Annotated in this window: 12 protein-coding genes; all 12 read right to left on the minus strand. The window is 56.9% G+C overall.

Annotation, left to right across the window (positions count from 1 at the left end):
* Positions 1–108 precede the first annotated feature (108 nt).
* The 12 genes from wecG to wecA are packed head-to-tail and all read right to left on the minus strand — an operon-like array spanning position 109 to position 12,858.
* Positions 109–849: a lipopolysaccharide N-acetylmannosaminouronosyltransferase gene (wecG, locus tag HFD95_RS15940; protein ID WP_010671671.1), complete on the minus strand. Its 741-nt coding sequence runs from the start codon at positions 847–849 to the stop codon at positions 109–111.
* Positions 850–874: 25 nt separating this feature from the next.
* Positions 875–2,218, minus strand: a complete 1,344-nt coding sequence (gene wzyE, locus HFD95_RS15945) for an ECA oligosaccharide polymerase (protein ID WP_061703529.1) — start codon at positions 2,216–2,218, stop codon at positions 875–877.
* Positions 2,215–3,282, minus strand: a complete 1,068-nt coding sequence (locus tag HFD95_RS15950) for a TDP-N-acetylfucosamine:lipid II N-acetylfucosaminyltransferase (protein WP_163640828.1) — start codon at positions 3,280–3,282, stop codon at positions 2,215–2,217. The genes wzyE and HFD95_RS15950 overlap by 4 nt, the downstream gene beginning before the upstream one ends.
* The gene (gene wzxE, locus HFD95_RS15955) at positions 3,279–4,529 is read right to left on the minus strand and encodes a lipid III flippase WzxE (protein WP_167430484.1); all 1,251 of its coding nucleotides are present in this window, start codon (positions 4,527–4,529) and stop codon (positions 3,279–3,281) included. The genes HFD95_RS15950 and wzxE overlap by 4 nt, the downstream gene beginning before the upstream one ends.
* Complete coding sequence (gene rffA / locus HFD95_RS15960; RefSeq protein WP_010257349.1) at positions 4,529–5,659, minus strand: dTDP-4-amino-4,6-dideoxygalactose transaminase; 1,131 nt, start codon at positions 5,657–5,659, stop codon at positions 4,529–4,531. The genes wzxE and rffA overlap by 1 nt, the downstream gene beginning before the upstream one ends.
* Complete coding sequence (rffC, locus tag HFD95_RS15965; protein ID WP_167430485.1) at positions 5,646–6,353, minus strand: dTDP-4-amino-4,6-dideoxy-D-galactose acyltransferase; 708 nt, start codon at positions 6,351–6,353, stop codon at positions 5,646–5,648. The genes rffA and rffC overlap by 14 nt, the downstream gene beginning before the upstream one ends.
* Positions 6,331–7,212, minus strand: coding sequence for a glucose-1-phosphate thymidylyltransferase RfbA (gene rfbA, locus HFD95_RS15970; protein ID WP_167430486.1), 882 nt, complete (start codon positions 7,210–7,212; stop codon positions 6,331–6,333). Before rfbA ends, rffC begins: the two co-directional genes overlap by 23 nt.
* A 19-nt stretch (positions 7,213–7,231) precedes the next feature.
* On the minus strand, positions 7,232–8,302 hold the full coding sequence (gene rffG, locus HFD95_RS15975; RefSeq protein ID WP_010257359.1) for a dTDP-glucose 4,6-dehydratase: 1,071 nt from the start codon (positions 8,300–8,302) through the stop codon (positions 7,232–7,234).
* Positions 8,299–9,558 (minus strand): UDP-N-acetyl-D-mannosamine dehydrogenase, encoded by a 1,260-nt coding sequence (gene wecC, locus HFD95_RS15980; RefSeq protein WP_010257361.1) that lies wholly within the window; start codon positions 9,556–9,558, stop codon positions 8,299–8,301. The genes rffG and wecC overlap by 4 nt, the downstream gene beginning before the upstream one ends.
* Positions 9,555–10,685, minus strand: a complete 1,131-nt coding sequence (wecB, locus tag HFD95_RS15985; RefSeq protein WP_167430520.1) for a non-hydrolyzing UDP-N-acetylglucosamine 2-epimerase — start codon at positions 10,683–10,685, stop codon at positions 9,555–9,557. Before wecB ends, wecC begins: the two co-directional genes overlap by 4 nt.
* 10 nt (positions 10,686–10,695) lie before the next feature.
* The gene (gene wzzE, locus HFD95_RS15990) at positions 10,696–11,745 is read right to left on the minus strand and encodes an ECA polysaccharide chain length modulation protein (protein WP_010257365.1); all 1,050 of its coding nucleotides are present in this window, start codon (positions 11,743–11,745) and stop codon (positions 10,696–10,698) included.
* A 27-nt stretch (positions 11,746–11,772) separates the two neighbouring features.
* A complete protein-coding gene (gene wecA / locus HFD95_RS15995; protein WP_022624853.1) occupies positions 11,773–12,858 on the minus strand; it encodes a UDP-N-acetylglucosamine--undecaprenyl-phosphate N-acetylglucosaminephosphotransferase in 1,086 nt (361 codons plus the stop codon).
* Between the last annotated feature and the right edge of the window lie 122 nt (positions 12,859–12,980).

A 12,980-nucleotide genomic window follows, 5' to 3' on the forward strand; every position in this document is an offset into this window, starting at 1 on the left:
GTGCTTTTTAAATAAAAAGACGCGTTTGATTACGCTTTGTGCATTTTGTCGACAAATAGTGCATTTCCACTCTCACAACGCGTAAAAATGCGGCATTTATCAGCAATATCAGAGATCGCCACGCCAGTGATAGCGCAAATATTTAAGCAGTTTTAATTGCCGGCGCAGGCGGCCAGGCTGCCGAATCAGACGATAGAGCCACTCCAGACCCAGCCGCTGCCAGATCTCAGGCGCTCGCTTCACATGGCCGGTGAAAACATCGTACGTTCCACCCACGCCCATATAGAGCGCATCAGGCCAGTGCGCACGGCACGCCAGCATCAATAGCTCCTGACGGGGCGACCCCAGCGCTACAGTCACCAGCTTCGCGCCGCTGGCCGCAATCCGGGCAAACAGCGCATCCTGATCGGCTGGCGCAAAATAGCCGTCCTGCGCCCCGACAATATTCACATTCCACTGACGACGTAGCTTATCGCAGGTTTCATCCAGCACCTGCTGACGACCACCGATAAGAAATACAGGCGTCCCTTCCCGCCCGGCGCGTTCCATCAGCGCTTCCCATAAATCAGCACCCGCAATGCGCTGCACCGACGCGTGTGGATACTTTTTACGAATCGAGCGCACAATGCTGATGCCATCGGCGTATGCATATTCCGCCTGCGCTAACAGCGTACGTAATCCCTCATCCCGCTCAGCGGTCAGGATCTTCTCCGCATTAATCGCCACTAAAATACCGCTGCGTACGCTGTGCGGCGGCATCAGAAAATTCACCGCCGACGGCATGTTTTCGAAGCCATACAACTCAACGCCGCGAATCCGGTACTGCGGCGTCTCAGTTAACTTTGTCATATCTTCCGTCAATCCCAGAGGCTACTCAGAGCAGGCTGTGCAACACCCGCCTGCTGCGGTCGCGAATCAAACCTGCGCGATCCAGTAACCAGAAAAGTAATTTAGCCATGCCCAGACAGGCAGCAAAAATGATGCAGAAAAACACCACGCGTGAACCGAACGCATCAAGGCCTTCGCGTGCCAGCACGATCATGTTAAAGACCGCGCCAAAACAGAAGCTTTGCAGGATGGCGCCGGTGTAACGGTTGGTCTCAAGACAGCCACGCTGATAGATTGCATCAAAGGCTTTTATAATCATCCCTACCGCGACCGCACCGATCGGAATCGCCCAGACGCCGCCCATCACCACCAGCGACCCTATCAGCGTGGGTGAAATCGCCAGACCAGAATGGTTGTTCAGCACTTCCCAGGTAAAGTAGTTAGCACTGTTTAACACTGCCAGCGGCCGATCCGGCCAGAGCCAGGTCGGAATGAAAACGTAGAAATCACGCCACAGCGGTGCCAGCCCCTGAAACTCAATTCTGGCGTAGTTATCCAGCAGCAAGGCGAGATTCTCCCACGGCGAGAAGGTATCACGCGTCAGATAGAGGAAAGTATAAAACGCTTCATCGCCCATAACGTCGAGGTTATAGCGGCGCAGTGCCAGCCAGAACATTCCTGCAATCGCCAGCACGCCCGCCGTTGCCAGCATCCACAAAGTGATCCAGCCACGGGTAATCCCGATAAACAGGAACAGGGCAAACGCAATAATGATATTGGCGCGGGTACCACCCACCAGCGCGTAGGTCAGTAAACCAAAGGCAACGGTCACCACCAGGAACAGCAGCCAGTTGCGGCGCGTCGGGCTCAAAAAGTAGGGGATCAGCATCGCCGGAATAAAGAAATAGAAGAAGCGCTTAAGCGCTACACCCGACACTTCACTGGAGAAAATCTGGTTATAGGCGGTCAGGCGGAACAGCAGAAAACCGTTATGAATGAAGAACACCGTCACGGTACCCAGCGCCACCAGCGCCAGGATCACGCAGGTCAGATGGGTTTCGACGCGATTCATCTGCAGCCAGGGCTTCGCCGGAGACGCGCTGGCGGGTTTCAGCCGCACTTTATAGCTGACGTAATAAATGGCGTAAAACGCCGTGGCCGACAGCAGCGCCTCCAGCAGGTTCTCAACCGGCACCACTTCAACATTAAAGCGAAACACCAGCACGGAGGTCAGCGGGAAGCCGAAGTAAAAGGTCAGTAAGAACAGCAGCGTGAAGAACAGATGAAAGTTAAAACGGACGCGCTTAAACTCCCGCCAGGTCAGGGTCAGAATAAAAACCAGCGACAGCAGATAGACCACCAGCAGGCCGCCAAACTGCATAAGACTCATGACAACTCCCCTTCGCTGAGCTGTAACGCGGCTCGCCAGCCCGCCAGATAACCCGGCGCAAAAAAGGCGATAGCCTGTTTATCACAGCTTATCAGCTGACGACGTGCCTCGGCGATCACCGCAGGCGACAGCGTATCTTCGCTGAACAATACCGGAAGCTGCTGCTCTGCCACATCACGCCAGAATGGATTTTTGCGGGTCAGGACAAACGGCACGTTGGCCTGAATCAGCAGGCAGAGTGTTCCCACCCCTTGCTGACGTTCAAACATAAAATAGCCGACATGGCAGCGCGCCAGCAGGGCTAAGTAATCATCAAACGCCAGGTTTTCACGCATCAGATTCACCTGCCCGTTCGGGAACAGCGCATCGGCAGCGGCCTTAATCTGGCTGATATAAGCCTCATTACCTGGCGGATAGCCCAAAGGGACCTCGATACGCACCTGCTCGCCAAACTGCGCGTGAATCGCTTTTAAGCCTTCGATGTGTCGGTTACTCGGATCGCCCGAGTTGCCCAGCAACAGCGTAAAAGGCTCCGACGGGACAGATTCAACGGCTGCGGCGGGCATTCTGGTGGGAAAATAGAGCAGTGAACCGGGTACGCGCCGATGGCGCTGCTGATAGTGATGCAGGTCGCCCCGGGTCGCAAAAACCTGTGCAACCCGCCCCTGCGCTATCCGGCGGACCAGATAGAACAGGCGGAACTTCAGGCTGCGCGAATCTTCATAAAGATCGGCGCCCCAGACGTGCCAGAACAGCTGTGAACGACGCAGCTTACCGCTGAGTAACGCCAGCCAGATCCACGGGTTAAACTGTCCGTGGCAGAAAAAACGCTGCTGACGATTTCTGGCGCGCTGCAGTACCGCCTGCGCCAGCGCTTTCTTGCTGGTAAAGCACTCGATCTGCAACGCACTGAACGGCGTCAGGCTCTCGGGCTGCTGCGTCACCACCATAAAATGGCGTTGCGCAGCCGCAGGCTGCTCAACGCTGAGTACGTCGTTGAAAAAGCGCAGCACCGTAAGATTGTGGTGGGGAATGTCCGATCCCAAAACGTGAATTAAAGTCATTTTTTCCGGCAGTAAACAATAAAAGCGCCACAACACAGGGCAAAGTAAGCCATATAGGTAAACATATAGGCCTGCGCCGCACCCGCCGCGCCATGTAACGGGATCAACCAGCGTGAAAACAGGGTCAGCAACATGAACTGGCTGATCTCAGTCAGAACATAAAAGCGCAGCGAGGCTTTGGCGATAACCAGATATCCGAAAACATAGGCGCCGACCTTAAAAACATCGCCGCACAGCTGCCAGACAAAGAGATCGCGCATCCCGCGAAACGCTTCAGAGAACAGCAGGCTGATGGCGAAATCGCGCAGTACCCAGACACCCAGGCTGGCAACCGCTACGGCGGGCAGGACAAAGCGCAGTGCACGGCCAATCTCGCGCGCGATGTCGCGTTTGTTATCCAGCCGCGCCAGCGTCGGCAGCAGCCAGACGCTAAACGTCGCGGTAATAAATTGCAGATAGGCATCGGAAATGCTGGTGACGCCCTGCCACAATCCGACCTGTGCCCAGCCCTGCTGCTCCGCCAGCAGATTACGCATCAGCACCCAGGCGACCGGCAGGGTCACGGCGGTGATCAGCGCCATCAGGGTATATTTTGCCAGATTACGGGCCAGCTCAGGATGCCATTGCGGTCGCAGCCAGCTAAGCGGCAGCGGCGCACGGCGTTTCAGCATCAGGAGTGCAGGCAGCAGCAGCAAAGCCGGCACCAGCGCCAGCCCGGTCAGCGCACCCTGATAGCCGCCCAGCCACCAGCAGAGCAGATAGCCCGCCACGCCAATCAGGCTGCCGAGAATCAGCGCCAGCGCATTACCGCGCGCGTCGCGATAGCCCTTCAGCAGTGCAAGGGTAAAGTTGGCCCAGGCGATGCCGAGCTGAAGAAAGGCCACCACGCGGATGACGCCCTGATAGCGGTCGTGACCAAACAGCGCGATGCTGATGGGTGCCGCCGCCAGCAGAAACAGCAGCGCCAGCACACCGGAAAAGCCCAGTACCATGGTTGATGCCGTGCCCACCATCGCCCGCAACTGTTCGGGCTGCTGCTGATACTGCGCCACATAGGTGGTGACGCCATTAAAGATGCCTGCGCCCGCCAGCACGCCCAGCACGGTGATCAACTGACGGAAGTTCCCCGCCTGGCCGACACCCTCGGGTCCGAAGCTGACCGCCAGCAGTTTGACGACCAGCAGGCCGGCCACAATTTTTACCAGCGTGGACGATGCGGTCCACACTGAGGCTCTGGCTAATGACATCAGGAAAAGAAGCTCAGCAGTGAGCTGATAACCGTGCTCTGATTGTTATCCGACAGGTTATAAAACAGCGGCAGACGCAGCAGGCGTTCACTTTCCCGGGTGGTAAAGCGATCGTCGCCGACAAACTGCGAGAACCGCTCACCGGCGGGCGAACTGTGCAGCGGAATATAGTGAAACACCGTCAGTATCTCGGCTTCTTTCATCCAGTTTATCAGCGCCTGACGATCGTCCTGATCGCGCAGTTTGATGTAGAACATGTGCGCATTGTGTTCACAGCTGGCGGGGATCACCGGCAGGCTGATGCGTCCCTGAGCCGCCAGCGGCTGCAGCGCATCGTAGTAACGCTGCCAGATGCGTAACCGCTGCTGGTTGATACCTTCAGCGGCTTCCAGCTGCGCCCAGAGATAGGCTGCCTGCAGATCGGCCATCAGATAGCTCGATCCCATATCGCGCCACGTGTATTTATCGACCTGACCCCGGAAGAACTGGCTGCGATTGGTGCCTTTTTCCCGCACGATCTCGGCGCGCTCGACCAGGCTGGCGTCGTTAATGAGCGTCGCGCCACCTTCGCCGCCGGCGGTGTAGTTCTTGGTTTCGTGGAAACTGAAGCAGCCAATATGACCGATGGTGCCGAGCGCACGACCTTTGTAGCGTGACATCACGCCCTGCGCCGCATCTTCAATCACAAACAGCTTATGCTTTGCCGCCAGCGCCATAATGGTGTCCATTTCACAGGCCACGCCTGCGTAATGGACCGGCACAATAGCGCGTGTTTTTTCAGTGATGGCCGCTTCGATCAGCGTTTCATCAATGTTCATGGTGTCCGGGCGCACATCGACAAACACAATGCGGGCGCCGCGCAGCACAAAGGCGTTGGCGGTAGAGACAAAGGTGTAGCTCGGCATAATCACTTCATCGCCGGGCTGCAGATCGATTAACAGCGCCGCCATCTCCAGCGAAGCGGTACAGGAGGGGGTCAGCAGCACTTTTTTGCTGCCAAACCGCTGCTCCATCCACTGCTGACAGCGACGGGTAAATCCACCATCGCCGCACAGCTTGCCGCTGTTCATCGCCGACTGCATATACTCAATTTCTGTGCCCACAATCGGGGGCGCATTAAATGGAATCATGACCTTTCCTGTAAAACCAGTACGCGGTGCTGTCGAGCCGGGCACCGCTGCGTAAATAGAGGCGCATCGCCGTGAGATTGCTGAGCTGGGTAGCAACCCGAAGCTGAGCCAGCTGTCGTACCCGCGCCCAGTCTGCCGCCGCCAGCATCAGTCGCTGACCCAGCCCCTGGCCCTGCGCGTCGGGCAGTACGCCCAGCAGGCCAATGCGGGCATCGCCATCCACCGCGCGCAGCGAAACAAATCCCTGCAGCTGACCCGCGGCATCGCTTGCCACCAGACACTGATCGTCAAACGCCCCGCGTACCGCATTTTCAATCCACTGCGCATAGAAGCGTCCGCTGGCGTCCGGCGCATACCAGGGCGCGCGAAAACGACTCTGGCTGAAGAGCTGTGAGGCAGCATCGCGCAGTAGCGGAATCTGGGCTTCGCGCGCGATGCGAATTCCCGCCTGCCGTTCAGTCTGTTTCACCGCCAGCGCCAGATCTGCTTCGCCTTCAGCCAGCCGGAACTGGTGCTGCTGCAGCGTATCAATCAGCGCCGTCTCGCTGGCAGCGACTTTTATCTGCATCAGCGCACAGGGATGACGCAGCGCCTGTTCCAGCGGAATGTCACCTTGCGGCTCCAGCCGCACGGTATTCACACCGAAGAATGCGCTCTCCCAGCTAAGGGGATTAATATTGACGTGGACGGGCATGTAATAAATCCAGCAGGTATTGGCCGTAGCCGGTTTTTGTCAGCGCTTCACCCGCGGCCCGCAGCTGGTCATCACTCAGCCAGCTGTTGCGCCAGGCAATCTCTTCCAGGCAGGCAATTTTAAAGCCCTGACGTTTTTCCACCGTCTGCACAAACATGCTGGCTTCCACCAGGCTGTCGTGCGTGCCGGTATCCAGCCAGGCAAAACCTCGTCCCAGCAGTTCGACCGTCAGCTCACCACGCTCCAGATACATCTGGTTAATGGCCGTGATTTCCAGCTCGCCCCGCTCTGAGGGTTTCACCTGTTTCGCGAATTCAATAACCTGATTGTCATAAAAATAGAGCCCGGTTACTGCCCAGCGCGATTTCGGCTGCTGTGGTTTCTCTTCAATCGAGATCGCCTTGAAGTTATCGTCAAACTCCACCACGCCGAAACGTTCCGGGTCCATGACCTGATAGCCGAACACCGTTGCGCCACGATTCTGTTCAACAACTTTGCGGAGCTTGGGGCTGAAGCCCTGGCCAAAATAGAGGTTATCACCCAGAACCAGGCAGCAATTATCCTCGCCGATAAAGGATTCGCCGATGATAAAGGCCTGCGCCAGCCCATCGGGACTTGGCTGCACCGCATAGCTGAGGCGTATCCCAAATTCACTGCCATCGCCCAGCAGCCGTTCAAACTGCGCCCGATCTTCCGGCGTGGTAATTAACAGGATGTCGCGAATACCCGCCAGCATCAGCACGGAGAGCGGATAGTAGATCATCGGTTTGTCGTAAACCGGCAGAAGTTGCTTTGATACTGCACGGGTTATCGGGTGTAACCGCGTGCCCGACCCTCCCGCTAAAATGATGCCTTTCATCGCTGCTCCTTACGCGGGTTTATTGCGATAAGCCAAGGCGTTCGCCCTGATAGCGGCCATCCAGAATAGCCTGCCACCAGGTGGGATTGGCCAGATACCATGCCACGGTTTTACGCATGCCGCTTTCAAAGGTTTCCTGCGGTACCCAGCCAAGTTCATGCGCGATTTTACTGGCATCAATGGCATAGCGCTGATCGTGACCGGGGCGGTCAGTGACATAGGTAATCAGGTCGCGGTAATGCGCCAGCCCGGCAGGTTTCTGCTCTGCGGCCAGCTCTTCAAGCAGGCTGCAGATAGTTTCAACCACCTCAATATTGCGTCGCTCGTTATGGCCGCCAATATTATAAGTTTCGCCTGGCTTGCCATGGCTGACCACCTGATAGAGTGCGCGGGCGTGATCTTCGACGTAGAGCCAGTCACGAATCTGCTGTCCGTTGCCGTAAACCGGCAAGGCTTTCCCGGCCAGCGCATTGATGATGGTCAGCGGAATCAGCTTCTCCGGGAAATGGCAGGGGCCGTAGTTATTTGAACAGTTGGTGACCAGCGTGGGCAGACCGTAAGTGCGCAGCCAGGCTCGCACTAAATGGTCGCTGCTGGCCTTGCTGGCGGCGTAAGGACTGCTTGGCGCATAGGGTGTGGTTTCGGTGAAGTAAGCCTGGCTGTCGTGCAGATCGCCAAAGACTTCATCGGTCGAGATATGGTGGAACAGAAAGGCGGTTTTGCGCGCGTTATCCAGGTTTTGCCAGTAAAAACGCGCGGCTTCCAGCAACTGATAAGTCCCGACAATATTGGTCTCGATAAAGGCTACCGGCCCGTCAATCGAACGATCCACATGGCTTTCAGCCGCAAGATGCATCACACAGTCTGGCTGATGACGGGTAAACACCTGATCAAGTGCCGGGCGATCGCAGATATCGACCTGCTCAAAATGAAAGCGGGGCGAGTCGGCAACGCTGGCGAGTGACGCCAGATTTCCGGCGTAGCTGAGTTTATCGACCACCACCACCTGATGTTCGGTTTCTGCGATCAGAAAGCGCACCAGTGCAGAACCGATAAACCCGGCACCGCCCGTGATCAGAAAACGCCTCATCGCCACACACCTTTGGTGTCGACAATCCAGTTCTGCTGAACGCTGGCGCCATCAATGGCGCGGAAGGCGCGGTGATCGACCAGCATCACCAGAATATCGGCCTGTTCCAGCGCCTGCCCGGCAGAGACCAGCACGGCTTTGTCGGCCAGTGCGTCAGCAAGCTGCTCAATATGGGGTTCAACCACCCAGGTGGTGCCGCTGTGCCACTCTGCAATTTTCTGTGCCACGCCCACCGCCGGGCTTTCGCGCAGGTCGTCAATATTGGGTTTAAAGGCCAGGCCAAAGCAGGCGATGGTGATATCGCTGGCGCGCTTGCCGGTCTGTGTCAGGCAGTCCGCCAGCGCGGTTTTCACCTGGTCCAGCACCCACTGCGGCTTGGCGTCATTGACCTCGCGCGCGGTGCGGATCAGGCGGGCTAATTCAGGATTCTGCGCCACGATGAACCAGGGATCGACGGCGATACAGTGACCGCCGACGCCTGGGCCCGGCTGCAGAATGTTGACGCGCGGATGGCGATTCGCCAGCGCAATCAGCTCCCAGACGTTAATCCCCTGATCGGCACAAATCAGCGACAGCTCATTGGCAAAGGCGATATTCACGTCACGGAAGCTGTTTTCTGTCAGCTTACACATCTCGGCGGTTCGGGCGTTGGTTTCAACGCATTCGCCTTTTAAAAACAGCCGATAAAGCTCGCTGGCGCGGGCGGAACAGGCTGGCGTCATGCCGCCAATCACCCGGTCGTTGTTAATCAGCTCAACCATCACCTGACCAGGCAGCACGCGCTCCGGACAGTAAGCCACAAAAATATCGGGCGTATCACCGTGCTGAGGAAAGCGCAGGTCGGGACGCGCCGCCGCCAGCCAGTCGGCCATCTGTTCGGTGCTGCCCACCGGTGAGGTCGACTCCAGAATCACCAGGTCGCCCTTTTTCAGTACCGGCGCAATCGACTCCGCCGCGGCTTTCACAAAGCGCAGATCGGGCTGATGCTCATCTTTAAAAGGGGTCGGTACGGCGATAAGAAAAGCGTCGGCGGCTTCCGGCTGCGTGGTGGCGCGCAGATCGCCACGCGTAACGGCCGCATGCACCACCTGATCTAAATCGGGTTCCACGATATGGATCGCGCCACGATTAATGGTTTCAACGGCGCGCGCATTGATATCCACGCCCACCACTTTTTTTCCCTTTGAGGCAAAAACGGCTGCCGTCGGCAGCCCAATGTATCCCAGTCCAATCACGGAAATGGTTTCAAAACTCATAATTCGGCTCGGTTATCTTTTAAGGCTTGTAAAATACGACCACAGGCTTTGCCATCGCCATACGGATTATGGGCGTGGCTCATCGCCTGCCAGGCAGCGTCGTCAGTCAGCAAGGTACTGACCTCCGCCACGATTCGGGCGATATCGGTCCCCACCAGTTTGACGGTGCCGGCGTCGACCGCTTCAGGCCGCTCGGTGGTGTCACGCATCACCAGCACCGGTTTACCCAGCGAAGGCGCTTCCTCCTGAATGCCACCGGAGTCAGTGAGGATGAGCCAGGCGCGGTTCATCAGCCAGACAAAAGGCAGATACTCCTGTGGTTCAATCAGAATGATATTCTCAATGCCGCTGAGAATCCGGTTTACCGGCTCGCTGACATTGGGATTAAGGTGCACCGGATAGACAATCTGCGCCTCGGGATGCTGGCGGGCAATCTGCGCCAGCGCGCTGCAGATACGTTCAAAGCCGCCACCAAAGCTTTCGCGACGATGTCCGGTGACCAGCACCAGTTTCTTATCCGGGTCGAGAAACGGATAGCGCGCCGCCAGTTGTGCATTCAGATTGCTGTCATCCAGCACCCTGTCGCGAACCCACAGCAGCGCATCAATGACCGTATTGCCGGTCACGATAATGCGCGCATCGGGCAGATTTTCCTGCAACAGATTCTGACGCGATCGGGAGGTGGGGGTGAAATGCAGATGGGCAAGATGACCGGTAAGTTTACGGTTACCCTCTTCCGGCCATGGCGAGGCGAGATCGCCGGTACGCAGACCGGCCTCCACATGCCCGACCGGAATCTGATGATAAAATGCCGCCAGGCTCGCCGCCAGTGTGGTGGTGGTGTCACCATGCACCAGCACGATGTCCGGTTTGAAGTCGAGCAGGACGGTTTTCATGCCCTCTAAAATGCGGCAGGTGATCTCGGTCAGCCCCTGCTCGGGACGCATAATATTGAGATCATAGTCCGGCTGCAGCTTGAACAGGCGCAGCACCTGATCGAGCATTTCGCGATGCTGTGCGGTGACGCACAGTCGCGATTCGAAAGCGGGATTCTGCGCCAGCGCCTGAACCAGCGGTGCCATTTTGATCGCTTCGGGACGAGTACCAAATACCGTCAGAACTTTCACACTGTTTCTCTCACTCATGCGTGTCTGACATCAGACGCGGACGACGTGCCAGCGCCACTCCCGCGCCTGTTAATGCCCCAATGGCACCCCACATAATCATCATGAACAGACGTCGCGGACTGTCACGTGATACCGGCTCTTCCGGCGTACGCAGATAACGGTAGGTCTGGAACTGGCTGTTCAGTTTTGGCCCGGTCTGCAGCGTGGTCAGCATTGCTCTGTTCTGATCATAGCTGATATCAAACTCCGGACCGGTAGCGCGCAGCGTATCCAGCTGTCCCTGTAAAACGGGCTGGCCCAGCAGAAACAGGTCGCTGTCTGCCAGATTTTCACCCGCTTCACGCGTCTGTTTCTCATTGATGCCCTGCTGGCTGGCGATCTTCAGCGCCTGCTCCAGCCGATGCTGCTGGCGCTGAAACACCGCGTTAGCCACATCTTCCTGACGTTTCACCTGCGCCTGCAACTGGTCGGTACGCGCCCGCCAGGCACCTTTTAGCTCATCATTCAGATGACGCGCGGCGCGCTCACTGGCATAGGCGATGTACTGACGCAGCAGATTATTGGCGTCGCCTGCGGTTTCCGCTTTCAGTTTGACGTTATCGGGCAGGTTATGTGCCGCGTCAGCGGGCGTGAACAGGATATTGCCGATCATATCGTCGAGCAGCGCGGCATCATTATGCGCATTGCCGGTTTTACGACTCTTGTAATAATCCGTTTGCTGCCAGAACTCACGACGTGTATCCCAGGAGGCGAGTTGCATGGTGAACTCCTGATAAACCTGATCCATCACCGTAGGTGAAGGTGCGGCCAGGGTTAAGGCGTTGTTGCGCACATCCAGATTGGTCAGAAATTGCTGCTGTGCATAGTAAGAACCCAGCATGTTCACCGTCGGACGATCGGTGATCGCCGTGGTGCTCCAGACCTGTTTCAGCAGCAGCGTGGCCAGCCAGGCGACCAGAGCAAACAGCAGCGCCAGCCCGATAATCCAGCGCTTGCCACGCCATAAACGGCAGCAAAAGCTGCGAATATCCAGTTCGTTGTCCACAACGTCAGAAGGCATGGCAGAGGTATCCTTTATCAGCTCTTTTCAGGGTAATTTGTTTTTTGCTTCGCGATGATGGCTCAGACGGCGCTTAATGCGGCGGACACGTCGCGCCACGCGCCACGCATGTTTGAGGCAGTAGCCGTAAACCATAAACGCGCCCAGGAATAGCAGCAGCATCACCCACTCCGGGATAAATGCCAGATATTCGCCCAGCACACCGATACCGGCGAGAATAGCCGCCGCAACGGTAATCAGTACAAAGGCCTGACGGGAGGTAAAGCCGGCACGCATAATCAGATGGTGGATGTGCTGACGGTCAGCCGAGAACGGACTCATGCCTTTACGCAGGCGACGATACATAATCGCCACCATATCCATCAGAGGAATGGCAATAAGCCACAGTGCGGTAACGGGCGTGATGGGATGGCTCAGACCCTGCGTCGTTTCCAGCAGAATCCAGATAATGGTGAACCCGATCATGGTGCTGCCGGCATCGCCCATAAAGACTTTGAAGCGACGGCCAAGGAAGCCGAGGTTAAGCAGGATATAGGGCAGCGTGGCGGCAATCATCGCAAAACACCACATCGCGAGGCTGGTCTGGCCGTCGAAGTAGAGGATGATCCCCATGGCGGCAAAAGTGACCGAGGAGAGCCCGCCCAGCAGACCGTCGATCCCATCCACCATATTAAAGGCGTTGATCGCGGCCCAGACGGCAAACAGCGTCAGCACATAGCCGAAGGGTCCCACGATAAGCTCGAACGGGCCGACGATAAAGCCCAGGCTAAGCAGATAGAGTTTTGCGCCAAACATCATCACCAGCGCGACAATGGCCTGCACCACCGCGCGGATCTTGACGCTGATATCGAAACGGTCATCCAGTGCGCCAACCAGCACCAGAACACCGGCGCAGCCCAGATAGAGCAGCGCGTGAGGCAGATAGTAGTTGGTAATGGCAAACGTGAAGCAGATACCTGCGAACACAGAAATGCCGCCCACCAACGGAATCGCGCCATGATGGCGTTTACGTGAGTTAGGCTTATCAACTAAACCAATTTTTTTAGCTGCTTTTCGAGCAAAAAAGAGGAAAGCCAGGGAAAAGAGAAAAATTAAACCAAGCTCAGTACTCATAGTGAGTAAATTCACGTTAAACGCTCTCAGCTAACATCCCGCACAACAATACGCGAAAAAACGCGCCTATCGCTGTGTCGGATTCCGAATTCTGCATAAAGAGACAGACGAACGGTCAAAAG

This window comes from Pantoea sp. EKM10T (assembly GCF_011800685.1).
Classification (GTDB): Bacteria; Pseudomonadota; Gammaproteobacteria; order Enterobacterales; family Enterobacteriaceae; genus Pantoea; species Pantoea agglomerans.

Excerpts from the sequence above, each read along its gene's own strand:
- wecG (WP_010671671.1), bottom strand. The coding sequence starts at position 849 with ATGACAAAGTTAACTGAGACGCCGCAGTACCGGATTCGCGGCGTTGAG.
- wzyE (WP_061703529.1), bottom strand. The coding sequence starts at position 2,218 with ATGAGTCTTATGCAGTTTGGCGGCCTGCTGGTGGTCTATCTGCTGTCG.
- HFD95_RS15950 (WP_163640828.1), bottom strand. The coding sequence starts at position 3,282 with ATGACTTTAATTCACGTTTTGGGATCGGACATTCCCCACCACAATCTT.
- wzxE (WP_167430484.1), bottom strand. The coding sequence starts at position 4,529 with ATGTCATTAGCCAGAGCCTCAGTGTGGACCGCATCGTCCACGCTGGTA.
- rffA (WP_010257349.1), bottom strand. The coding sequence starts at position 5,659 with ATGATTCCATTTAATGCGCCCCCGATTGTGGGCACAGAAATTGAGTAT.
- rffC (WP_167430485.1), bottom strand. The coding sequence starts at position 6,353 with ATGCCCGTCCACGTCAATATTAATCCCCTTAGCTGGGAGAGCGCATTC.
- rfbA (WP_167430486.1), bottom strand. The coding sequence starts at position 7,212 with ATGAAAGGCATCATTTTAGCGGGAGGGTCGGGCACGCGGTTACACCCG.
- rffG (WP_010257359.1), bottom strand. The coding sequence starts at position 8,302 with ATGAGGCGTTTTCTGATCACGGGCGGTGCCGGGTTTATCGGTTCTGCA.
- wecC (WP_010257361.1), bottom strand. The coding sequence starts at position 9,558 with ATGAGTTTTGAAACCATTTCCGTGATTGGACTGGGATACATTGGGCTG.
- wzzE (WP_010257365.1), bottom strand. The coding sequence starts at position 11,745 with ATGCCTTCTGACGTTGTGGACAACGAACTGGATATTCGCAGCTTTTGC.
- wecA (WP_022624853.1), bottom strand. The coding sequence starts at position 12,858 with ATGAGTACTGAGCTTGGTTTAATTTTTCTCTTTTCCCTGGCTTTCCTC.